This window comes from Mesorhizobium sp. M1295, from assembly GCF_040318135.1.
GTDB lineage: Bacteria > Pseudomonadota > Alphaproteobacteria > Rhizobiales > Rhizobiaceae > Mesorhizobium.
The window spans coordinates 340,375-362,043 of the sequence record NZ_JAMYLU010000002.1 but is presented as its reverse complement, the minus strand read 5'-3'; the positions used below and the strand labels follow the sequence as shown (position 1 = coordinate 362,043).

Genomic DNA, 21,669 nt, shown 5'->3' with positions numbered 1-21,669 from the left:
CGGTAAATTATCTTCAGTCCCTTGATAGCAGAGCCAGCCCGCAATTGGGAAAATAAGTTGGTCATGGCGCCGGATCGCACCCGACTCGCTCCGCATTGCGGGCGATCACCGCATCGTATGCGGCCTGCAAGGTCGCGCGCACGGTGGGTCCAGATGGGGCGGCAGACGCACCCAGATGCTCGTGGCGCAACTCGTTCATAAACTTATCCCACATCGGCGGGCCGCCTTTTTCCAGAAGCTCGGCACGGATAGAGAGATCTTCGCTGACCGGCAGCCAGACGCGGCCCCAGGCGCCGAGATGCGCCAGGATCGGCACCAGCGTAATCGCCATTTCGGTCAGGCCGTAGATCGCCTTTTGCTTGTGGGAGGGATCGTCCGCCTTGGTCAGCATGCCGAGCTCCATCAGCCGCTTCAGCCGGTCGGCGAGGATGTTGGAGGCGATGCCCTCCATCGAGCCATTGAGCAGTTCGCGAAAGTGGCGTCTGCCGCCGAAGATGATGTCGCGAAGGATGATCAGGCTCCACCGATCGCCGAACACTTCGAGCGACAGGTTGATCGGACATCCGGACCGGCGATCAATGTTCATGCGAATCTCCAAAAACCGGTTGCATTATCGTATCGGTTTTAATATCGTGCAACCGATTGCAAATTGCAATCGGATTTGCGGCCCGAGGAGGAAAGCCATGAGAAACGCCGAACACCCCGAAATCGTATCCCAGCCGTTCGGCGATCCGGCACATCCGGCGGTATTGTTGATCATGGGCGCCATGGCTTCCATGCTCTGGTGGCCGGAAGCGTTTTGCCGAAAGCTGGCCGGCGAGGGTCGCTTCGTGATCCGCTATGACAATCGCGATACCGGCCGTTCGACCAAATACGCGCCGGGCGAGCCGCCTTATACATTCGACGACATGGCGGACGATGCCATCCGCGTCCTTGACGACCAGGGAATCCGAAAGGCGCACGTGGTCGGCATGTCGATGGGCGGCGTGATTGCGCAGCTCGTTGCGTTGAAATACCCGTCGCGTGTCACTTCGCTTACGGTGATCAGCAGCTCGCCCTTGGGCATCAATACGTCGCATCTGCCCGGAACCACCGAGGCCTACAGGAAACATTCGGCCGAAGGCGCGAAGGTCGACTGGTCTGACCGTGGCCAGGCGGTCGATTTCATCGTCAAGGACGCGTATGCGCTCACCGGCACCGCACGCTCATTCGACGAGCAGCGCACGCGGGCTTTCGTCGAACAGGATTACGACCGGTCCGGCGGCTTTCTAAGCGCCACCAATCATTTCATGCTCAAGAGCGGCGAAGATGGGAGCGGCGAAGATCGGAGCGGCCAGGACTGGACGGGGCGGCTGCACGAGATGAAGATCCCGCTCCTCGTTATCCACGGCACCGACGATCCGATCTTTCCAGTCGAGCATGGCGCCGCTCTTGCCGACGCGGTCGCCGGCGCAAGGCTGGTCCGGATCGAGAGCGGCGGCCACGAGCTGCATCCCGACGACTGGGCCGCGATCATCGATGCCATCGTCACCCACAGCCAAGCCAAATAGTACCAAGCCTGACCTCAACACCGAATTTCCGCGAGACGAACCACCCAAGGAACGACAACCAATGTCCCTGACTATGCATCTTCATCCACTGGCCTCCTTCTGCTGGAAGCCGCTGATCGCGCTCTATGAGAACGGCACGCCATTCACATCCGTTGTCGTCGATCTCGGCAATGAACAGTCGCGCGCGGCGTTTCTGAAATTGTGGCCGCTCGGCAAGATGCCGGTACTGCGTGATGAAGCGCTGGATCGGACCGTGCCGGAATCGACAATCGTCATCGAATATCTCAACGCGTATTATCCTGGGCCGGCCGAACTGATCCCCGCCGATGTCGATCTCGCTCGCCAGACCCGGCTCGCCGACCGCTTCTATGACTTCTACGTCCAGGAACCGATGCAGAAGATCGTCGGCGACCGGCTGCGGCCGGAGGGCAAGACCGATCCGTTCGGCGTCGAGCAGGCGCGCGCCCAGCTGCGCAGCTCCTACGCCGTCATCGAACAGGACATGCAGTCGAGGACATGGGCGGTGGGCGGGAGCTTCACCATGGCCGACTGCGCCGCCGCCCCCGCGCTGTTCTACGCTAACAAGGTCGAGCCGTTCGGCGACAAATATCCTGCGGTGAGGCGCTATCACGACCGGCTGCTGCGGCGCCCGTCGGTTGCCCGTGTGATCGAGGAAGCGCAGCCCTATTTCAAGCTCTTCCCCTACAACAACGGCTAGAGAGTGGTTCATCGTTTCACGGAAACGCCGAACCGCTCGATCCTTTTGTTTTTTGCGCAATTCCGGACGGAAAACCGTTTCACACTTTTCCTGGAATTGCTCCAGGCCCGAGGCTGCACGAGCTGCCCGACGCGCGGACGACGCCTCTCAGCTTCCGGGTGAACCGAGCTGCTCTGCATCCCAGAACTGGTCGAGCCAGATGTTGAGCTTTAGGAAGCCGGCATTGCTGACCGTATAGACGCGCCTGGTGCCTTCCGGCTTGGCGTTGACCAGCCCGGCATCAAGCAGCACCTTCAGATGCTGCGAAACGGCCGGGCGGGACACCGGCAAGCCAGAGGCCAGTTCGTTGACGGTCTTCGGTCCGCGCCGGAGCTCTTCCAAGAGATAGCGCCGGTTGGGATCGGCAATCGCCATGAAGGCGTCGGAAAGCATCATGCCTTATTTGTGGGGCAAAGCGTCTCGAATCTCAACCGTCGGTTTCAGCTTTTCTGCGCGGGTCGAGCCGCAACGCTTCCGGCGTCACCGAGCGGTCGGCCGGCTGGGTCTTGAAGGCATCGCGGCCTTCGATTGGCACCGGCGCGCGACGGCTGATGCGCAGCAGCGTATAGGCGGCCAGGCAGAGATGCGCCAACGCAGTAGCCAGGAACAGCCCCTCGGGACGCATCCAGCCCATCAGGCCGGCGGCCAGCAGCGGGCCGATCATCGTGCCGAAGCCATAAAGCAGCAGCAGGCCGCCCGACACTTTGACGAAGTCTTCCGATCGGGCATGGTCGTTGGCATGCGCCACCGCGATCGAATAGAGCGTGTAGGCGAAGGCGCCGTAGGCGGCGGTGCAGACGATAACGAAGACGCCGGAGCGCGGTTCGAACAGGAAGATGGCGATGGCGAACAGCGCAGCGCCGAAAGCCGCGCCCGCCAGCACGAAACGACGGTCCGTCGTGTCGGAGAGCCGCCCGGCCGGAAGCTGCATGGCGGCGCCGGCGATGACCACCAGGCTCATCATGAGCGCGATCTCGGCCGTCGAGATGCCGATGCGAGCTCCATAAACGGCACCAAGCGTGCCCCAGGCGCCGTTGGCGATGCCGATCAGCACGCAGGCGATCGCCGACACCGGCGAATTGACGTAGAGCCCTTTGACGTCAAGCGACACGTCCTGCAGCGGCTTGGGGTGCGACGCCGTCGAGACCGCCGTCGGGATCAGTGATAGGCAAAACAGAATGCCGGTGATCATGAATAGCGACGCCGATTTCACATCGCCGCCGGCAACGATCATCTGACCGCCCATGATCGAGGCATAGGTGACCATCATGTAGAGGCCGAAGACGGTGCCGCGGTTTTCGTTGGTGGCCTTCTCGTTCAGCCAGCTTTCGATGACCATGAAAGCACCGGCCATGGTGAAGCCGGTGAAGGCGCGCAGCAGGATCCAGGTATATTCATCAATGATCAGGCCGGTGAGCAGTGCGACGATCGCTCCCGATGCGGCAAAGGCGCCGAAAGCCCTGACATGACCGGCGCGGCGCACGATGCGTGGCGCAAAGAAGCAGCCGGTGACGAAGCCGCCGGCCCAAGCCGTGCCCATCAGGCCGAGCGATGCGGTCGAGAAGCCCTCCACCTGGCCGCGCAGCGGCAACAGCAGCCCGTGCAGCCCGGATGCCGCCAGCAGGAACGCGGTGCCGCGCAGCAGCGAGAGGATCGGTCTGTAGCTTGCGAACATTGTTCAATCCGGCTGGGGTTCGGGGCACAGGTCTGGAGACAGCGGCATTCGGGCTTTTCGGCGGCGTGCCCGAGCTTTTGGAATTGCCCGCAGTACTATCCGCGGCGAAACAGCGCCTCTGCCGCCGACTTGGTGGAGCCCTTGGTCATGAGCTCGGCTTCCAGCCGGGCGATCTCGCCGCGCAGGATGCCGATCCGCTCGGACAATTCATCGACAGAAAGCAGCGACAGATCCTGCCCGATCTCGTGCGGGCGCGCTTTCTTCTTGGGTTCGTCGTCGAAGACCGCCATCGTCGCTCCTCCCTGATTGCCCATTTGCCTGATTTGCCAATGAGCATACATAGGGCAGGGGTATGGATGCAAATGGCAGGCAATAGCTGGCGCTAGAAACCGGCGAAACACGACGGGAAAATTCATGGCGAACGCACAGAAAATTCCGGCCAGGATGATGGCGATCGCCATCTCGGAGCCGGGCGGGCCGCGGGTGCTGAAACCGGAAACCCGCGACGTGCCGGTACCCGGCCCTGGCGAGATCCTGATCCGGGTGCGTGCCGCCGGCGTCAACCGGCCCGACGTGCAGCAGCGCAAGGGCGCCTATCCGCCGCCGCCAGGTGCGTCGGATCTGCCGGGCCTGGAAGCGGCGGGCGAAGTCGCCGCCCTCGGCGACGAGATATCGCGCTGGCGCGTCGGCGACCGGGTCTGCGCGCTGACGGCGGGCGGCGGCTATGCCGAATATGTCAAGGTTCATGCCGGCAGCGTGCTGCCGCTGCCCGCCGGCTTTACCTACACCGAAGCGGCGGCGCTGCCGGAAAACTACTTCACTGTTTGGCACAATGTCTTCGAGCGCGGCGGCCTGAAGAGCGGCGAGACGCTGCTCGTGCATGGCGGCTCATCGGGTATCGGAACGACGGCGATTCAGCTTGCTGCCGCTTTCGGCGCTTATGTCGTCACCACCGCCGGCAGCAAGGAGAAATGCGACGCCTGCCTCAAGCTCGGTGCCGACCGGGCGGTCAACTACCGCGAGGAGGACTTCGTCGCCGCGGTCAAGGAGGCAACCGGCGGCAAGGGCGCCAACGTCATCCTCGACATGGTCGGCGGCGATTATGTCGCGCGAAACTACGAGGCTGCGGCCGTGGAGGGCCGCATCGTCCAGATCGCGACGCAGGGCGGAGCGGTGGCGAGCGCCGATTTCTTCAAAATCATGGCCAAGCGACTCGTGCACACGGGTTCGCTGCTCAGGCCACGCACGGTGGACTTCAAGGCGGCAGTCGCGGCTGCGCTGGAGGCGCAGGTTTGGCCGCTGCTCGGCACGCGCAAGGTTGCACCGGTGATGGACACGATCTTCCCGCTCAAGGAAGCCTGGCGGGCGCATGAGCGGATGGAGGAGGGTGAGCACATTGGCAAGATTGTGCTCGATGTCGCCTGACGGCCGGTAAACAGGCTGAACGAAGGCTTAATGGTGCAATGCAACAAACGCATTGCCGCCATGCAAAAGCGTCTGTTCAATTTTTCATCGCCGATGCCTATTTGCGCGGCATCGAAACGATGGAGGACTACCATGAACCCGATCCGCGCTTTCCGTAACTGGCGCATGTACAACGAAACCGTGCGCGAACTGAACCGGCTGAACGCTCGTCAGCTCAATGATCTCGGCATCAACCGCGGCGACATAGAGAGAATCGCCCGCCAAGGGCTTTGATCTCGAGCACGATCCTGTCCGAAGACCGGGCGCTGCTTTTCCGCAACGCCGAGCCGCGGTTCGGGATCAAGCCTTAGAAGCCAGAGCCGTAGCAGACGGATTTCCGTCGTCGGTTCCGAGCCCGCCCGACCTTGGTCTGGCGGGCTTTGTCTTTTTGAAGCTTTCGACTGCATGGCTTCATGTGCCGACCCTTCGCGGTCTGCTGGTCGCGCCGCCATGCCGTCCTTGACGCGCGCCTGCCAAAAACATTGCGAAATGGCGAGTGAGCAGTTATATAGACCGCGATTTTCCCATTTTGGTGGCTGTAAACCACCGCCCGCGCGGGAACGCGGGCGAACGAGAAGGATTTTTGTAATGGCCAATACGCTGCTGATGCCAAAAGCGACCGCCGTCTGGCTGGTTGACAACACAGCGCTTTCCTTCGAGCAGATCGCGCAGTTCTGCGGACTGCATCCGCTTGAGGTCAAGGCGATCGCCGACGGCGAATCGGCGCAAGGCATCAAGGGTATGGACCCGATCATGACCGGCCAGCTCACTCGCGACGAGATCGCGCGCGCCGAGAAGGACCCGAACCACCGGCTGAAGCTCTCCGACCCCAAGGTGCGGGTGCCGGAATCCAAGCGCAAGGGTCCGCGCTACACGCCGCTGTCCAAGCGCCAGGACCGGCCCAACGCCATCCTCTGGCTGGTGCGCAACCATCCCGAGCTCAAGGATGCGCAGATTTCCCGCCTTGTCGGCACGACGAAGTCGACGATCGACCAGATCCGCGACAGAAAACACTGGAACTCCGCCAATCTCCAGCCGATGGATCCAGTGACGCTCGGCCTGACGTCGCAGATCGACCTCGACATGGAAATCAACCGCGCCTCGCGCGGCCGCGAGCAGGCGCAGCCGGTCGGCGATACGCTGCTGCCGGCCGCCTTGACCGAACGGCTGGTGCCGGCGCCGGAAAAGCCGAAGGACGAGGACCGCGAACTCGACGCCAACGCCGTCTTCGCCAAGCTTTCGGCGCTGAAGTCGAAGGACAAGGATACGGACGAAGAGGAATAGAGGTCTCGCATCCAAAACAAAAAGCCCGCTTTCAAGCGGGCTTTTTTTTCGATCTTCCGTGTCAGCTTCGCGCCGCCCGGTCCGGTGCCATGCCGTAGTCCTCGCTGCGTTCCACCGCGCGGTAGAAATCGGCGAGCTGCTTGCCGCGCTCCGGCTTGAAGGTGCGGCCGGCGATGACCACCGAGGCGATGCGGTCGATGCGGAAGGCGCGGAAATCGCCGCGCATCTCGCACCAGGCGACCAAGGTCCACACCTTGCCCCAGAACCACAGGCCGAGCGGGCGGATGTCGCGCGCGGTGCTGCGGCCGGCCTCATCCGAATAGTCGATGGTCAGCACCTGACGTTTCTCGATGGACCGCTCAATCAGGTCGATGGCTTCGCGGGCGGCGTCGCTTACCACCCACATCGGCGTGTGGATCTCGGTGCGGGCGATGCGGTCCTTTTCGGCGTCGGGCAGCACGGCGCCGATCTTGACCAGCGCCTCGTCGGCGGCTCGCGCCATGGCCGCGCCGCCAAAGGCGCGCACCATGCGGGCGCCGGCGACCAGCGCGACGATCTCGTCACGCGTGAACATCAGCGGCGGAAGGTCGAAACCCTCCCTCATCATGTAGCCGACACCGGCTTCGCCGTCGATCGGCACGCCGGTCGACTGCAGGTCGGCGATGTCGCGATAGATGGTCCGCTCGGAAACCTCGAGCCACGTGCCCAGCTTCTGGGCGGTGACCAGACGGCCACCGCGCAGGTGCTGCACGATCTGGAAGAGCCTGTCGGCGCGGCGCATCGTATGGTCCCTCGGCGTCTATTGCTCCAGCCCTTCGCGCTTGCGCTGCGCGGCGACGGAGGCCGCGCCGAAGGACAGTTTCCTCGTTGTCGGCGTGCTTGCGTCGAGCACCCGCCAGAACGGCGCAATGTCGCCCAGCGCCATGCCACGCTCAAGATCCTCGTTGGCGGCCTCGGCGACGGTACGCAGATGATAGCCGATGGTGACCGGACATGTCACCTCGGCACTGTGCTCGATGGCGAGCGCCATGCGCAAAGCCCGGATATCCATGTCCATGCCTTCGGGGATGGCGCGGATGAATGCATCGACCTGGCGAGCTGTAGGAACCAGCATCGGCTGGCCTTCGACGACATCAGCGATGGTGCGTGGCGACGGTGTTATGCCGTTGATGCCAGGCGTGTTCAGCCTGTCGGTCCAGCTTTTCATCGATCGTCCTCTCGGCCGTCCGTCTCTGACGGCCATCCCACTATGGCACGAGCCTCCTGACACCATACTGTCAGGAGGCTTCAGCATGCCTGTTTAAGCTCATCGCCGGGCCGCATCCAAACGCCGGGCAGAAAGATTGCCTCAATTGCCGCCATTGTGGCGGTCGCCATACATGTCCGGCCAGCCAATATCCTTGCGGATGTCCGCCGGCAGGGTGTTCATGAAACGCTGGGTGCGGATCTCATTGCGCATCGTCCGGATCTTGCCGACATAGTGCTGCACGCTACGCAGAATGGTAAAACCGTTCATGGCTGGTCTCCTCTCTTTCGATGCAGGCACTATCGCACACCCCTACTGACAACAGTCTGTCAGGAGGGTGCGGCTCTCATGACCGGCGTTCCAATTTGTCCACCGAAGTGATCGAACAGTGCTGAAAAGAGGCGTGCCGCGGTGGAAAGACCGCGATCGCGGAGCCGCTTTGACAGCCAGCCGCGATGCTGATCAAAGGCTGCATGTCGAAACTTCTCGCGCTCGTCATCATCACCATGATGGTCATCCAGCTCATCAAGCCGCTCGGCTGGCCGGGGCTGAAGCGGCGCAGCGATTTCTGGAAGCTGGCGCTGTTGGCTATGGCCGCGATTTCGATTACGGCGGTGCTCGGACACTGGACGTAATGCATGTCGCGCAAAAGTGTGCAGCGGTTTTGCGCCAACGACATACGTAAAACAAAGAACCTAAAGCGCGTCGCATGAGGCCAATCGAACGCGACGCGCTTTAGTGCCGGCAGCCGCTACGCGACGCCCGGTTCGTTGGCGAGCACCAAGCCGGCCAGATGTTCCGCCCAGGCGCGGTAGCCGGCTTCCGAAGCATGAAATCCATCCGACGCAAAGCCGGCCTCGGCGTCAGTGATCGGCAGGCGGGGCGCCGGTATGGCGCCGCGCTCGAGGCAAAGGCGCTCGCCCATCCGGTTCATCTCGCCGGCGCGGATCTCGAGGATCTTGCCGAGCAGCGGCGGCATTGCCGGCGCCCGGGTGAACTCCAGCACCGGCGACCACACCACGCGCGCCTCCGGCCATTTGGCGCGCAGCGCGTAGAGCAGGCCGCCAAAATCGCGCTTGAAGCGCGGTACCGAATGAAAATTCTTGGTGTCGTTGGTGCCGATGGCGAGCACGATATGCGTCCACGGATCGGCCGACAGATTGGGCAGCACATGATCGCGGATCTGGCCAGAGGTTGCCGAGTTGAAGCCGGCTGCCCGCCAGCGCACGGTGCGGCCGGTGCGTTGCGCAATTAGAACGGCCAGTTGCGCGGCCAATCCGTTTTCGGAATTGCCGATGCCGACTGAGGCGGCGGAGGAATCGCCGAGCACCAGCAGCGAGATTGCCGGCGCCTGGCCTGATATCTCGTGCATGACCGGACCTTGTGCCGGCAGCATGCGGGTGGTGCGGCGACGCACGCCAAGTCCTTGCCATACATAGACCGGAAAGGCGAGCCAGGTGAGAAGGGTCGGAAAGCGCCGCATGGCAAATCCCTTTTAGGGCACAGCGAACAGCACTTAGCGCATGTTGCACTGAAGGTGAACGACCTTGCAGCGACAGCCTGTCGCCTCAATGGCAGCAGTCATGCGTCCCGGATTGGTCTTCATACTCGTCATGCAGCCGCACCCAGTCGGCGAGGCTATGATGCGGCCCGGTTTCGTTGCGGCCTTTCGGCGTCAGGTCGAGATAGTGATAGGCGCCGATCAGCGGATCGCCGCCTCTGGAGCGCGAGATGAAAGTCAGGAAGATGTCGCCTTTCTCGTCGCGATAGAACACGCTGGTGCCGGGAAGGTCCTTCGATCTCCGCGCGCGCCGCTCGAAATTGTAGGTCGTGTCGCCGGCCGCGATCTGCTTGTCGGTGAATGACACCTGCATATCGAAGTTGAAGTCCGAGGCGTAGGACGACACCCAGTCGAATTTCCAGCCCATGCGCTGCTTGTAGGGCAGAAGCTCGGCCAGCGGCGCCCGCGCCACCACGACAAGCGAAACATCGTGGTGCCTGAGATGCTGGTTGGCGCCGTCGATGTGGTCGGCAAGGAACGAGCAGCCCTCGCAACGATAATCGGCGCCCGGCCCGAACATGAAATGGTAGACGATCAACTGGCTGTTGCCGCCAAACAGGTCGGGCAGTTTCTTTGGCCCTTGCTCGGTCTCGAAGACGTAGTCCTTGCGGATCTTCAGCCATGGCAATTCGCGGCGTTCGGCGGCGACGCGGTCGCGAAAGCGCGTCAATTCCTTTTCGCGCGCCAGATGCGCCTTGTGCGCCTGAAACCAGTCTTCCTGCGAAACGGTCTTGTTGTTTGGCATAGGTCTGCTCCTCTTTTCACGGAGGACGTTCGGCAGCGAGGAATGCCGACACCGAGCTGCATTTCAGTTGCAAGAAAATTGCAGCCCTTGCTGCTTTCAAGCAAAACCCGGGCACGTGGCCCGGGTCGGGAGAAACGCAAGATGGATTCGGTTAAGCGGCTTGCTCCAGCGACGGCTGCCATTGTCCAAGCGCTGCCAGATGGTTCATGTGGGCGCGATGGGCGAAGGCGGCCTGCGCGGCGGCGACGTTCGCCGCCTTGCCGCTCCAGGCCTTCTGCGGAGCGGCCTGCAAGGCGCGGCCGTAGGAGAAGGTCAGCTTCCACGGATGCGGGCCGATGGCGTTGATGGCGTTGAGGTTGGCGGTCGCTTGCTCGTCCGATTGTCCGCCCGAAAGGAAGGCGATGCCTCCGATCGCGGCTGGCACCGTCTCGCGGAACAGTTTTATCGTCCTTTCGGCGACCTCGTCGGGGCTGCTGACCTTGCCCGATTTCTTGCCGGCGAGAACCATGTTTGGCTTCAGGATGGTGCCTTCGAGGACGACGCGGGCCGCATAGAGCTCGGTGTATAGCTTTGTCAGTGTCGCCTTGCTGATCTCGTAGCAAGTGTCGATGTCATGAGCGCCGTCCATCAGCACTTCCGGCTCGACGATCGGCACGATGCCGGCTTCCTGGCAAAGCGCGGCGTAACGGGCGAGCGCATGGGCATTCGAGCCGATCGAGGTGGCGGAAGGCACCCCCTTGGCAACATCGATGTCGATTACCGCGCGCCATTTGGCAAAGCGGGCGCCAAGCTTGTAATAGTCGGCGAGGCGTTCGCGCAGGCCGTCCAGGCCTTCGGTGATGGTATCGCCGGGAAATCTTGCCAGAGGCTTGGCGCCGGCGTCGACCTTGATGCCGGGAATGGCGCCTGATGCCTTGATGATGTCGACCAGCGGCGTGCCGTCGGCGGCCTTCTGGTGGATGGTCTCGTCATAGAGGATAACGCCGGAAATGTACTTGGTCATTGCATCGCTGGCGCGGAACATCATCTCGCGATAGTCGCGGCGGCTGTCGGCGGTCGACTCGACGCCGATGACGTCGAAGCGCTTCTTGATAGTGCCGGAGCTCTCGTCGGCAGCCAGCAGGCCCTTGCCGTTGGCCACCATCGCGGCGGCAATGTCCTCGAGACGTTCGCTCATCGTGCTTCTCCTGAAAGAATTGACCCGTACCCAGCAGACCACCAGAGCAACGCAGGTTCAAGTCGAACCCTTTCGTCGGAGAAGCGCGAATCGATTGAAAATCGCGAGCGCACTGCTTCGCGCTGTTATTAACGCCGCGCTCAGCGCTTCAAGACGTCGACGCCGGGCAAGGGCTTGCCTTCCATCCATTCGAGGAAAGCGCCGCCGGCCGTCGAGACATAGGTGAAATCATCGCTGACGCCGGCATGGTTGAGGGCGGCCACCGTATCGCCGCCGCCGGCCACCGAGACCAGCCTGCCGGCCTTGGTGCGCGCTGCCGCGTGCCTGGCCGTCGCCACCGTCGCATGGTCGAACGGCTCGATCTCGAAGGCACCGAGCGGCCCGTTCCAGACCAGCGTCGCGGCACGGTCGATCCATTCGGCAATGGTTTTCACGGTTTTCGCGCCGACATCGAGGATCATGCCATCGGCTGGTACGTCTGCTATGGCGACGGTCTCGCTTGCGGCACCGGCCTTGAACTCCCTGGCGACAACGCCGTCAGCGGGCAGGATGATGGCGCAGCCGGCCTCGGCCGCCTCGATCATGATCTGCTTGGCGGTGGTCGCGAGATCGTGCTCGCACAAGGATTTCCCGACGTCGGTGCCGCGTGCCGCGAGAAACGTGTTGGCCATGCCGCCGCCGATGACCAGCGCGTCGACCTTCTTCACCAGGTTCATCAACAAGTCGATCTTGGTCGAGACCTTGGCCCCGCCGACAATGGCGACAACCGGGCGGACGGGATTGCCGAGGCCCTTTTCCAGCGCATCGAGCTCGGCCTGCATGGTGCGCCCGGCGAAGGCCGGCAGCACGTGCGCCAGCCCTTCCGTCGACGAATGGGCGCGGTGCGCAGCGGAGAAGGCGTCGTTGACGAAGATGTCGCCGTTGGCGGCGAGCTTTTCGGTGAAGGCCGGGTCGTTCTTCTCCTCGGCTTTGTAGAAGCGGGTGTTCTCGAGCAGCAGCACATCGCCGCTTTCCATGGCGGCGACGGCGCTCGCGGCCTTGTCGCCGATGCAGTCGGTGGCAAAGCCAACCGGACGGCCGAGCACGTCCGCCGTCGCCTTGGCGATCGGCTCGAGCGAGAATTCCGGCGCCGGTCCATCTTTGGGACGACCGAAATGTGCAAGCAGGATGACCTTGGCGCCCTTGCCGGACAGCTCGGCGATGGTCGGTACAATGCGCTCGATGCGGGTGGCGTCGGTGACCTTGCCCTCAGTGACGGGAACGTTGAGGTCGACACGCACCAGCACACGCTTGCCGCTGATATTGCCGATGTCGTCCAGTGTCTTGAAGTCGGCCATGCTGATCCCTTTCGCGAAAAATCGCGGGGACCTTACCCCGCATCAACGACGATGCAAGACCTGCCTGACGGTTCTGCTTAAGGGTTCACGGAAAATGTGATCGCGTGTCGAAGATGAAGCGCCCAGCGGGAGCGAGATGGGCAGCAATGGCGCGAAACGCGCCGACATATGGCTTTACCGGTTGCGCACCACAATGCATGCGCCGCCGACGCTGTGCAGCTTCTGGCAAATATCGTCGGCCTTGGCTTTGGTGTCGGCGCCGATCCGCACCGCATAGATGCCGCGCCTGCCGATCGGTGTGCGCACCCGGCTGACCACCGGATTGCGACCGCTGAGCAAGGCTGGAAACCGCCGTTTCACATTGCTCCACTGATTGAGCGCCGCGGCGCGGCGGAAATTGCCGGCCACCTGCACGCCCCATGGCTTGATGTTGATCGACGACATCGGCACGGTTCTGGACATGATCACCGGCAGCGTGCGGCAGGCGGCAGCGAAGCTCGCCTTCTTGTCGAGCGGCCGGATGACGCCGGCATACGCGGCATCGGTGAACCTGTCGGCCGGCTCGCCCATGACGTCCAAAACGTAGCTTTCGGTCTCCATCGGCAAGAAGCCGCCGGAATTCAGCCAGCGCGTCACCCGGCTCTCGCCGGCATTGTATGCGGCTGCGGCGAGGCCCAGATTGCCAAAGCCGGTCTTCATTTCGGCGAGGTATTTTGCCGAGGCCGGGATAGCCTGCTCGATATCGAACGAATTGGCGAGCCCGCGCATCTTGGCGGTACCCGGCATGAATTGGGCGATACCCTCCGCACCGACGGGGCTGACCGCATTGGGATCGAAGCGACTCTCCTTCCAGATCAGCCGGGCAAAGAAATCCCGGGGCAGGCCGTTCTGGTCGGCATGCGTCTCGATAAGATCGCAAACTCGATCGATCAGCTTCTGCTTGGCCGGCCGCGGCGGATCGGCCTGGACGGCCGTCGCCCAGCCCAGCCCGCAAATGACAGCCAGCGTCGCCCCAAGCAAACGCCGCATCGAACTACTCCGCCGCGGCTTTGCCGTGTTGCCCAAACCGCCGTTCGATGTAGTCGGAAACCATTTTCTCGAAATCCGCGGCAATCGACGGGCCGCGCAGCGTCGCCGCCTTCTTGCCGTCGACGAATACCGGGGCGGTCGGCATCTCGCCGGTGCCGGGCAGCGAAATGCCGATATCGGCATGTTTGGATTCGCCCGGACCGTTGACGATGCAACCCATCACCGCGACCTTGAGGTTCTCGACGCCGGGATATTGTTCGCGCCACACCGGCATGTTCTTGCGCAGGTCGGCCTGGATGTTCTGGGCAAGCTCCTGGAACACGGTCGAGGTCGTGCGGCCGCAGCCCGGGCAGGCGGCGACGATCGGCACGAACTGCCGGAAGCCCATGGTCTGCAACAGCTCCTGCGACACCTGCACTTCGCGTGTGCGGTCGCCGTTCGGCTCCGGCGTCAGCGAGATGCGGATGGTGTCGCCGATGCCTTGCTGGAGAAGGATGCCCATCGCAGCCGATGATGCGACAATGCCTTTCGAGCCCATGCCGGCCTCGGTCAGGCCGAGGTGCAGCGCATGGTTGGAACGGGTGGCAAGCTCGGTGTAGACGGCGATCAGATCCTGCACGCCGCTGACCTTGGCCGAGAGGATGGTTTTCTCGCGCGCAAGGCCAATCTCTTCGGCCATTTCGGCCGACAGGATCGCCGACTGCACGATCGCTTCGCGCGTCACTTCCTGCGCGGTCAGCGGAAAGCCTTGGGCCTGGTTGTCGTCCATCAGCCGGGTCAGCAGCTCCTGGTCGAGCGAACCCCAGTTGACACCGATGCGCACCGGCTTGTCGTATCGGATAGCCATCTCGACGATCGCCGCGAACTGCCGATCCCTCTTGTCCTTGAAACCGACATTGCCGGGGTTGATGCGGTACTTGGCCAAGGCCTCGGCGCAGGCCGGATGATCGGCCAGGAGCTTGTGGCCGATGTAATGGAAATCGCCGACCAGCGGCACGTCGATCCCGAGCCGCTCCAGTCGCTCGCGGATGGCCGGCACAGCGGCAGCGCTTTCGTCGCGGTCGACCGTTATGCGCACGATCTCGGAGCCGGCGCGATGCAGCGCCGCCACTTGCGCCACCGTCTGGTCGACATCGGCCGTGTCGGTGTTGGTCATCGACTGGACGACGACTGGGGCGCCGCCGCCGACCATCACGCCGCCGACGTCGACACCGACCGACCTGCGGCGCGGGAAGGGTGAGGAAAAATATCCGGTCATGCCGGCTGCCTTTAATCTTGAAGGTCCGGGCATGAGGTGGAGGAGCAAAGATGGCTTGTCAATGGCGACTGGCGCGCAGACCTAGCAAATCGGAAATGGCAAGACGGCAGCTTGCCGCAAATCCATAAGCGTTTCCGGCAGCATAGAGACATGTCACCGGAAAGAAATCGCGCGCCAGGCGGCGCAGCTAGTCCTGGATGGGCGTCAATGCGTCGTCGGTTTCGCCTTCAGTTTTTCAATCTCGTCCTTGAGCGCCAGCTTGCGCCGCTTGAGATTCACGATTTCGAGGTCGTCTACCGACGGATGGGTCATCGCATCGTCGATTTCGCGTTCGATGTCGCCGTGTTTCCGCTGCAGCTCATCAAGATGGGATGCAAGAGACATGATTGGTTCTCCCTTTCATGGTTTCCTCGGATTGCAGCCGTCATGGCACGTCCACCGCAGGCTCGCTTCTGTGACGGCATAATGACAGTGTGCCACCATCGCGCACCGATGTCGAATGCTGCGTGGTAGCATTCCACGACAATATGAAATGTGGTATGGGCTGCGCGCCGGTGCAAGAAGACCCCCGGTCCCGCCCAATCAGGCCCATAGTTTGGGCGCCGCAGACGTGCAGACGGTAAAAATGTCCGATCAGGAACAGGCAGATATCCGCCTCGAATATTCCCGGCTGAAGCAGGAACACGCCGATTTCGACGCGGCCATCAATGCGATGATCGCCATGAATTGCGACCCGCTGCAGATCCAGCGCATGAAGAAAAAGAAGCTTTTCCTGAAGGACAGGCTGATGGCGCTCGAAGACAAGATCATTCCAGACATTATCGCTTGAACGGACGCCGGCGCTGGCCTGCTGGAAAGGCGGCCTATGCCGCGATCGAAAGCCGCGCGGCGCGCTCGAGCAACAGCTCTATCAGGTCATCGGTCTTTTCGGTCGAGGTATCGATGGGAACCACCAGGCACATCGTCGCCTCGACCCTGCCCGGCGCTGAAAAGACCGGCGCGGCCAGGCATTTCGTGTAGGCATCGACAAGGCCGGAGGTGACGCAGTAGCCGGCCGACTTGGCCACCGCGATATCGGCTATGAAATCGTCGAGCTGCAACCTGCGGCCGTCCGGCAGTACGAGGTCGTCTTCCGAGACCATATCCTCGATCGCTGCCCTTTCGAAGCCGGCGAGGAGCAGTCGCCCGGAAGCTGTCCAGGGGAGCGGTATTTGCAGACCCGTCGCCGAGCTGATCCTGAATGGCCTGGTTCCCGGGCTTGAATGGACGATGGTGTAGCGGCCGCTTTGCAGCATGCACAGCTCCGAGGTCTCGCCGGACTCGCGTGACAGATGGTCGACTTCCTGCCGCCCTCGCCTGAGCAGGTCGTTGCCCCGCACATAGTCCATTCCGTAGAGATAGAGCTTCTTTCCAAAATAGACCCGATTGCCGTCTCCGGCCATCTCCAGCAGGCCTGCGTCGACCAGCGAGCGCACCAGCGTATAGGTCGTCGACCGCGGTGCGTTCACCCCTCTGGCAAGATCGCCAATGCCGATCGCGCGCTGGGTCGCGTGGAGAAACTCCAGAATCTGGAGGACCCGGTTGAGGCCCTTCTCCCGCGAGCCCGAATTCTTGTCTTCGTCCAGACCGGCGTCCGGTCGAGCGGCCAAGGCATTGCCTTCTTGCATTATCGATTCCTGATGTTAATCTGTCTTGTACAGAGTACAGGCGTCCCTTGTAAGGGACAATGACGTCAGTTGCAACCGATGCCTGCGCTGCTGGTCCAACGGGGAACACAACACGAAGGAGGTCGCCGTGAACGACACATCCAAAAGGCGTGAATTTCTGAAACTGGGAATGGCCGGGCTTGCAACGGCCGGAGTGATGAGTGCCGCCACTGCGGTCGATGTCCAGAAAGCTGCGGCCCAGGCAGCGCCTGACAGCCTGCTGCGCACCGTTCTCGAGCGCGGCAAGGTGATCGTCGGCACCGGCAGCACCAACGCGCCCTGGCACTTCGAGAACGATGCCGGCGAACTGGTGGGCATGGACATAACCATGGGTCGCATTCTCGCCAAGGGGCTTTTCGACGATCCGACCAAAGTCGAATTCGTCATGCAGGATCCGGCTCAGCGCATTCCGAACGTGACCACCAACAAGGTCGACATCACCATCCAGTTCATGACCATGACCGCCCAGCGCTCGCAGCTGATCCACTTCTCCAGGCCCTACTATGTCGAAGGCATCGCCTTGCTGACCCTTCCGAACGCCGAGAATAAGACCTTCGACAAGCTGCTTGCCGCCGGTTCGGCGACCCGGATTTCCATCCTGCAAAACGTCGATGCCGAGGCAAACGTGCGCATCGTCCTGCCGGAGGCGCAGGTGATGCAGATAGACACGCAGGCCAACGTGCTGCAGGCACTGGAATCGAAGCGATCCGACGCCGCGGCCGTCGATCTGTCGACGGTCCGCTGGCTCGCCTCGCGCAATCCGGACAAATACTTCGATGCCGGCAAGAGTTGGTTCTCGATGCTTTATGGTGCCGCACTGCGGCAGGGCGACCTCGACTGGCTGACCTTCGTCAACCAGTCCTTCACCATCGCCATGTTCGGCCATGAAACGGCACTCTACGACGCTGCGTTCAAGGATTATTTCGGACAGGAGCCGCCGGCCCGCCATCCTGGATTCCCGGTTATCTGATCCATCAGGCGGAAGGATGCCTCCGGCGCCCTTCCGCCTCGTTCCCGGACTGTCGGCACTAAGCAGGACGCATGGGCTATACCCTCAACTTCAACCTGATCTGGCGGCATTTCGACAAGCTCTGGGGGGGGCTGCTGCTCAGCCTTGAGCTGGCTGTCATCTCCATCGCGATCGGCATCGTCATCGGGCTGCTTCTGGCGGTCTGGTACGTGTCGGCCGGGCGAGCGGTGCGGACCGTCATCGCGGGCTATGTCGAGTTCATCCGCAACGTGCCGCTGATCCTGCTCGTCTACCTGGTCTTCTACGGCCTGCCGACCGTGGTCGATATCGCCTACAGCGCGCAAACCTCGTTCATTGCCACGCTGTCGCTCTACAGCGGCGCCTATCTGGTCGAGGTATTTCGCTCCGGGCTCGAGGCGGTGCCGCGCGGACAACTCGACGCCGGCAAGGCGATTGGCCTGACCCCTTGGCAGAGACTGCTCCATGTACGCTTGCCGACGATGCTGCGCATAACGCTGCCGGCGCTTTCCAACACTTTCATATCGCTCTTCAAGGACACGTCGGTGGCGTCGGTCATCTCGGTACCCGAGCTCACCTATGGCGCCCAGTGGATCAACTTCAACACCTTCCGCATTGTCGAGGTCTATCTGGTGGTGACTGCGATGTACCTGTTGACCGGCTACGCGCTGCTTTTCGCGCTGCGGCTGGTCGAGCGCCGGTTCAAGGCGGCGCGCTGACATGCTGAGCCAGATCATCTATGCCTTGCCGTTCCTCGCCGAAGGCTTTGCCGTAACCTTGTGGGTGTCGCTGCTGGTTGTGGTGCTATCGCTTATCGCCGGCGTGCTGATGGGTGTCGGCCTCGTCTATGGTCCGGCTCCGCTGCGCTGGGCAGTGCGCGTCTTCAGCGACACCATACGCGGCATTCCGATCCTGGTGCTGATCTTCTTCGTCTATTACGGCCTGCCCGCGGTGGGACTGCATCTTGAGTCCTTTTGGGCGGCCGTACTCGCCCTCACCCTCTTCAAGACCGCACAAGTCGTCGAGTATCTCAGGGGCGCCGTCGGCTCGATTCCCAAGGGTCAGTCGGAGGCGGCGATGGCGATCGGGCTGACCTTCCGCCAGCGGCTGGCCTACGTCATTTTTCCGCAAGCGTTCAGGCGCTTCCTGCCGCCCTGGATCAACGGCGTCACCGACGCGGTGAAAGGCAGCGCGCTGGTCTCGCTGCTCGGCATCACCGACCTGATGCAAGCGATCAACCAGGTCATCGGCCGCACCTATGAGGCGATGCCGCTCTACATCCTCGGCGCGCTCGTCTACTTCGCCGTCAACTACGCCCTCTCCTTGGCCAGCCGGCGGCTGGAGCGGCGTTTCTCCTTCATCCGGGAATAACAAGATGTCCAAAGCCTCGCACGCAAATCCGGCGCTTCTCGATATCTCCGAGGTCTCCAAAGCCTTTGGATCCGTCGAGGTCCTGCGCTCGGTCAGCCTCAAGGTGACGCGCGGCGAGGTGGTGACGGTCATCGGCCCATCCGGCAGCGGCAAGACCACCCTGCTGCGCTGCGTCAATTTCCTGGAGAGCTATGATAACGGCTCGATCCGTATCGACGGTAAAGAGGTCGGCTACCGCGAGGCGGGAACACGCCAGCGACGCAGCGAGCGCGACCTTGCGGCGATGCGCGCCGAGACCGGAATGGTGTTCCAGAGCTTCAATCTGTTTCCGCATTTGACTGCGACCGGCAACATCATGCTCGGCCTGCGCAAGGTGCGCGGCAAGAGCAATGCCGAGGCCCGCACCATTGCCGAGCACTGGCTCGGCCGGGTCGGGCTCGCCCACAAGGCCGACAGTCTGCCGGCCGAGCTTTCCGGCGGCCAGCAGCAGCGCGTCGGCATCGCCCGCGCCGTGGCGATGGAGCCGAAGATCCTGCTCCTCGACGAGATAACCTCGGCGCTCGACCCCGAACTGGTTGGCGAGGTGCTCGAGGTCGTACGTAGTCTGGCCGAAGACGGCATGACGATGCTGATGGTCACGCACGAGATGGCTTTTGCACGCGACGCATCGAGCCGCATCGTTTTCATGGCGGATGGCGGCGTCAGTGCCGTCGGACCTCCCGCCGAGATTCTGGCTGCGGACTTCGACAATGAACGCCTTCGCAGCTTCCTGGCGCGGTTTCGCGCCTCGCATTTTTGACACCGGACGGCGAAAGCTGTCGCAAGGAGCTTTTATGACGCCTTACATCCGGCTCGCGGAATTGGGCCTGACGCTGCCCGAGCCGCCGAAGCCCATCGCCAACTTCGTCACCTATGCCGAGAGCGGACGGCTGATCTTCCTCTCCGGCCAGGGGCCGTTGCGCGCTGATGGCGCGCTCTGCACCGGCAAGGTTGGCGAGGATGTTTCCGTGGAGGAGGCCTATGGGCATGCCCGTCTCACCGGCCTGAACCTGCTCGCCGTCATGCATGCCGCGGCCGGCGACCTCGGCCGCATCGTGCGCGTCGTCAAGCTGCTTGGCTTTGTCAATGCAACGCCGACATTCAGCGAGCACCCCAAGGTGGTGAATGGCTGTTCCGATCTTTTCGCGGCCGTCTTTGATACGCTTGGCGGACACGCCCGTTCCGCGATCGGTGTCGGCTCGCTGCCGGGCAACATCACAGTTGAAATCGAGGCGGTCGTCGAGATCGCCGCCTGAAAACAGGATCTACAGAGATGACGACCTATTCCGCTGACCGTTCCAATACGACAATCCGCGAACGGCTCGGCCTTCGCCCGATCATTAATGTTTCCGGAACGATGACGGCGCTCGGCGCTTCGATCATCGTGCCGGAAGCGATTGCCGCAATGTCGGAAATCGCCTCGCAATGGGTGGAGATGGACGATCTGCAGCGCGCCGCAAGCACGGTGATTGCACGCCTCACCGGCGGCGAGGCCGGCTTTATCACCGCATGCTGCGCCAGCGGCATAACCATGGCGATTGCCGGCGCGATGACCGGAACCAGCCTTCTTGCGATCGAGCGGCTGCCGGACGACACCGAGGGCCTCAAATCGGAGGTCATCGTCCAGCTTGGCCACATCGTCAATTATGGCGCGCCGATCGACCAGTCGATCCGGCTTGCCGGAGCCAAGGCAGTGCCCGCCGGCACGGTCAGCGTTACGCAGGACTATCATGTAGGCGAGGCGATCCAGGACCGGACGGCGGCAGCCCTCTACGTCGTCGCGCACCACACCGTGCAATACGGCATGCTCTCGCTCGAAGAGTTCTGCGAGATCTGCCACGCCAAGGGCGTGCCGGTGATCGTCGACGCCGCCTCGGAATACGATTTGCGCGGCTTTCTGGCGCGCGGCGCCGACATTGTCGTCTATAGCGGGCACAAATTTCTCTCAGGGCCGACAAGCGGCATCGTTGCCGGCCGCAAGGATCTGGTGCGGGCCGCCTATCTCCAGAACCGCGGCGTTGCGCGCGCCATGAAGGTCGGCAAGGAGAGCATTGCCGGCACCATGGCGGCCCTGGAAGCCTGGGAACGGCGCGACCATGCCGGCATCCGCCAGCGGGAAGAAGCCGCACTGCATCTGTGGCAAACCGCATTGCAGGGCCTGCCCGGCATCGCAGCAAACATCATTCCCGATCCGACCGGAAATCCTCTCGAGCGCCTGCAGGTGTTTGTTGCGCCCGAAAGCCGGTTCACCGCCGCCGGGCTGGCCTCGGCACTGGCGGCGGGTTCGCCCCCCATTATCGTTCGCAACCACGAGGTCGAGCGCGGCCACTTCTTCCTTGATCCGTGCAATCTGCACCCCGGCGAGGCGGAGATCGTCGCCGAGCGCCTGCGGGCGGTGTTGAGCGCTGCTGAGCGGCCCGCGGATGCGATGAAGTCCGCTCGCAAGCAGTCTGCCGGGGCTTTGCGCTGGCCGGATTAGGTA

28 protein-coding genes are annotated in these 21,669 nt (G+C 62.8%); 13 read left to right on the top strand and 15 right to left on the bottom strand.

The window, feature by feature from the left end:
- Positions 1–61 precede the first annotated feature (61 nt).
- Positions 62–586 carry a winged helix-turn-helix transcriptional regulator gene (locus NKH29_RS04840; protein ID WP_352999131.1) on the bottom strand — a complete coding sequence of 175 codons (525 nt, stop codon included), beginning with the start codon at positions 584–586 and terminating at the stop codon, positions 62–64.
- A 97-nt stretch (positions 587–683) separates the two neighbouring features.
- Here NKH29_RS04840 and NKH29_RS04835 point away from each other — a divergent pair, with 97 nt between their 5' ends.
- Positions 684–1,550, top strand: coding sequence for an alpha/beta fold hydrolase (locus NKH29_RS04835; protein WP_352999130.1), 867 nt, complete (start codon positions 684–686; stop codon positions 1,548–1,550).
- 61 nt (positions 1,551–1,611) lie between these two features.
- Positions 1,612–2,268 carry a glutathione S-transferase family protein gene (locus NKH29_RS04830; RefSeq protein WP_352480879.1) on the top strand — a complete coding sequence of 219 codons (657 nt, stop codon included), beginning with the start codon at positions 1,612–1,614 and terminating at the stop codon, positions 2,266–2,268.
- Between the two features lie 147 nt (positions 2,269–2,415).
- Here the strand turns inward: NKH29_RS04830 and NKH29_RS04825 are convergent, their stop codons facing one another.
- From NKH29_RS04825 to NKH29_RS04815, 3 genes are all read right to left on the bottom strand, one after another.
- Positions 2,416–2,703: an ArsR/SmtB family transcription factor gene (locus NKH29_RS04825; protein WP_023720972.1), complete on the bottom strand. Its 288-nt coding sequence runs from the start codon at positions 2,701–2,703 to the stop codon at positions 2,416–2,418.
- A 31-nt stretch (positions 2,704–2,734) separates the two neighbouring features.
- Positions 2,735–3,982, bottom strand: coding sequence for an MFS transporter (locus NKH29_RS04820; RefSeq protein WP_352480880.1), 1,248 nt, complete (start codon positions 3,980–3,982; stop codon positions 2,735–2,737).
- 95 nt (positions 3,983–4,077) lie between these two features.
- Positions 4,078–4,272, bottom strand: coding sequence for a DUF1192 domain-containing protein (locus NKH29_RS04815; protein WP_023720974.1), 195 nt, complete (start codon positions 4,270–4,272; stop codon positions 4,078–4,080).
- Between the two features lie 124 nt (positions 4,273–4,396).
- Between NKH29_RS04815 and NKH29_RS04810 the strand changes: the two genes are divergently transcribed.
- From NKH29_RS04810 to NKH29_RS04800, 3 genes are all read left to right on the top strand, one after another.
- The gene (locus tag NKH29_RS04810; protein WP_031194545.1) at positions 4,397–5,407 is read left to right on the top strand and encodes an NAD(P)H-quinone oxidoreductase; all 1,011 of its coding nucleotides are present in this window, start codon (positions 4,397–4,399) and stop codon (positions 5,405–5,407) included.
- A gap of 132 nt (positions 5,408–5,539) precedes the next feature.
- Positions 5,540–5,680, top strand: a complete 141-nt coding sequence (locus NKH29_RS04805) for a DUF1127 domain-containing protein (RefSeq protein WP_023720976.1) — start codon at positions 5,540–5,542, stop codon at positions 5,678–5,680.
- 354 nt (positions 5,681–6,034) lie between these two features.
- The gene (locus NKH29_RS04800) at positions 6,035–6,730 is read left to right on the top strand and encodes a DUF1013 domain-containing protein (RefSeq protein ID WP_023720977.1); all 696 of its coding nucleotides are present in this window, start codon (positions 6,035–6,037) and stop codon (positions 6,728–6,730) included.
- A 61-nt stretch (positions 6,731–6,791) separates the two neighbouring features.
- Here NKH29_RS04800 and NKH29_RS04795 read toward each other — a convergent pair whose 3' ends face one another.
- From NKH29_RS04795 to NKH29_RS04785, 3 genes are all read right to left on the bottom strand, one after another.
- The gene (locus NKH29_RS04795; RefSeq protein ID WP_023678491.1) at positions 6,792–7,511 is read right to left on the bottom strand and encodes a helix-turn-helix transcriptional regulator; all 720 of its coding nucleotides are present in this window, start codon (positions 7,509–7,511) and stop codon (positions 6,792–6,794) included.
- Between the two features lie 18 nt (positions 7,512–7,529).
- On the bottom strand, positions 7,530–7,937 hold the full coding sequence (locus NKH29_RS04790; protein ID WP_352815082.1) for a hypothetical protein: 408 nt from the start codon (positions 7,935–7,937) through the stop codon (positions 7,530–7,532).
- Positions 7,938–8,078: 141 nt separating this feature from the next.
- Positions 8,079–8,246, bottom strand: coding sequence for a hypothetical protein (locus tag NKH29_RS04785; protein ID WP_023720979.1), 168 nt, complete (start codon positions 8,244–8,246; stop codon positions 8,079–8,081).
- 203 nt (positions 8,247–8,449) lie between these two features.
- Between NKH29_RS04785 and NKH29_RS04780 the strand changes: the two genes are divergently transcribed.
- Entirely contained in the window at positions 8,450–8,611 is a 162-nt protein-coding gene (locus NKH29_RS04780) for a hypothetical protein (protein WP_352999128.1), read from the top strand.
- Positions 8,612–8,727: 116 nt separating this feature from the next.
- Here NKH29_RS04780 and NKH29_RS04775 read toward each other — a convergent pair whose 3' ends face one another.
- The 7 genes from NKH29_RS04775 to NKH29_RS04745 all read right to left on the bottom strand — a co-directional run bounded on the left by NKH29_RS04775 (position 8,728) and on the right by NKH29_RS04745 (position 15,467).
- Positions 8,728–9,459 carry an SGNH/GDSL hydrolase family protein gene (locus NKH29_RS04775; protein WP_023720980.1) on the bottom strand — a complete coding sequence of 244 codons (732 nt, stop codon included), beginning with the start codon at positions 9,457–9,459 and terminating at the stop codon, positions 8,728–8,730.
- 85 nt (positions 9,460–9,544) lie between these two features.
- Positions 9,545–10,282, bottom strand: a complete 738-nt coding sequence (locus NKH29_RS04770) for a DUF899 domain-containing protein (protein ID WP_023720981.1) — start codon at positions 10,280–10,282, stop codon at positions 9,545–9,547.
- A gap of 151 nt (positions 10,283–10,433) precedes the next feature.
- The gene (locus tag NKH29_RS04765) at positions 10,434–11,459 is read right to left on the bottom strand and encodes a class I fructose-bisphosphate aldolase (protein WP_023720982.1); all 1,026 of its coding nucleotides are present in this window, start codon (positions 11,457–11,459) and stop codon (positions 10,434–10,436) included.
- Between the two features lie 140 nt (positions 11,460–11,599).
- On the bottom strand, positions 11,600–12,796 hold the full coding sequence (locus NKH29_RS04760; protein WP_352999125.1) for a phosphoglycerate kinase: 1,197 nt from the start codon (positions 12,794–12,796) through the stop codon (positions 11,600–11,602).
- 174 nt (positions 12,797–12,970) lie between these two features.
- The gene (locus tag NKH29_RS04755) at positions 12,971–13,825 is read right to left on the bottom strand and encodes a lytic transglycosylase domain-containing protein (RefSeq protein ID WP_352961795.1); all 855 of its coding nucleotides are present in this window, start codon (positions 13,823–13,825) and stop codon (positions 12,971–12,973) included.
- 4 nt (positions 13,826–13,829) lie between these two features.
- On the bottom strand, positions 13,830–15,083 hold the full coding sequence (gene ispG, locus NKH29_RS04750; RefSeq protein WP_352999124.1) for a flavodoxin-dependent (E)-4-hydroxy-3-methylbut-2-enyl-diphosphate synthase: 1,254 nt from the start codon (positions 15,081–15,083) through the stop codon (positions 13,830–13,832).
- A 204-nt stretch (positions 15,084–15,287) separates the two neighbouring features.
- Positions 15,288–15,467 carry a YdcH family protein gene (locus NKH29_RS04745; RefSeq protein WP_023678481.1) on the bottom strand — a complete coding sequence of 60 codons (180 nt, stop codon included), beginning with the start codon at positions 15,465–15,467 and terminating at the stop codon, positions 15,288–15,290.
- Between the two features lie 241 nt (positions 15,468–15,708).
- Here NKH29_RS04745 and NKH29_RS04740 point away from each other — a divergent pair, with 241 nt between their 5' ends.
- Positions 15,709–15,912, top strand: coding sequence for a YdcH family protein (locus tag NKH29_RS04740; RefSeq protein WP_023678480.1), 204 nt, complete (start codon positions 15,709–15,711; stop codon positions 15,910–15,912).
- Between the two features lie 34 nt (positions 15,913–15,946).
- On the opposite strand, the gene NKH29_RS04735 is transcribed toward NKH29_RS04740, so the two are convergent.
- Positions 15,947–16,750: an IclR family transcriptional regulator gene (locus NKH29_RS04735; protein WP_352999122.1), complete on the bottom strand. Its 804-nt coding sequence runs from the start codon at positions 16,748–16,750 to the stop codon at positions 15,947–15,949.
- A 127-nt stretch (positions 16,751–16,877) separates the two neighbouring features.
- On the opposite strand from NKH29_RS04735, the gene NKH29_RS04730 reads away from it, so the two are divergent.
- The 6 genes from NKH29_RS04730 (at position 16,878) to NKH29_RS04705 (ending at position 21,666) form a co-directional block, all read left to right on the top strand.
- On the top strand, positions 16,878–17,759 hold the full coding sequence (locus NKH29_RS04730; RefSeq protein WP_352999121.1) for a transporter substrate-binding protein: 882 nt from the start codon (positions 16,878–16,880) through the stop codon (positions 17,757–17,759).
- Positions 17,760–17,830: 71 nt separating this feature from the next.
- Positions 17,831–18,496 carry an amino acid ABC transporter permease gene (locus NKH29_RS04725; RefSeq protein ID WP_023720988.1) on the top strand — a complete coding sequence of 222 codons (666 nt, stop codon included), beginning with the start codon at positions 17,831–17,833 and terminating at the stop codon, positions 18,494–18,496.
- Position 18,497: 1 nt separating this feature from the next.
- The gene (locus tag NKH29_RS04720) at positions 18,498–19,148 is read left to right on the top strand and encodes an amino acid ABC transporter permease (RefSeq protein ID WP_352640167.1); all 651 of its coding nucleotides are present in this window, start codon (positions 18,498–18,500) and stop codon (positions 19,146–19,148) included.
- Positions 19,149–19,152: 4 nt separating this feature from the next.
- Entirely contained in the window at positions 19,153–19,947 is a 795-nt protein-coding gene (locus NKH29_RS04715) for an amino acid ABC transporter ATP-binding protein (protein WP_352855444.1), read from the top strand.
- A gap of 34 nt (positions 19,948–19,981) precedes the next feature.
- Entirely contained in the window at positions 19,982–20,443 is a 462-nt protein-coding gene (locus NKH29_RS04710; RefSeq protein WP_023678474.1) for a RidA family protein, read from the top strand.
- Between the two features lie 17 nt (positions 20,444–20,460).
- Positions 20,461–21,666, top strand: coding sequence for an aminotransferase class V-fold PLP-dependent enzyme (locus tag NKH29_RS04705; protein WP_031194547.1), 1,206 nt, complete (start codon positions 20,461–20,463; stop codon positions 21,664–21,666).
- Positions 21,667–21,669: the final 3 nt, after the last annotated feature.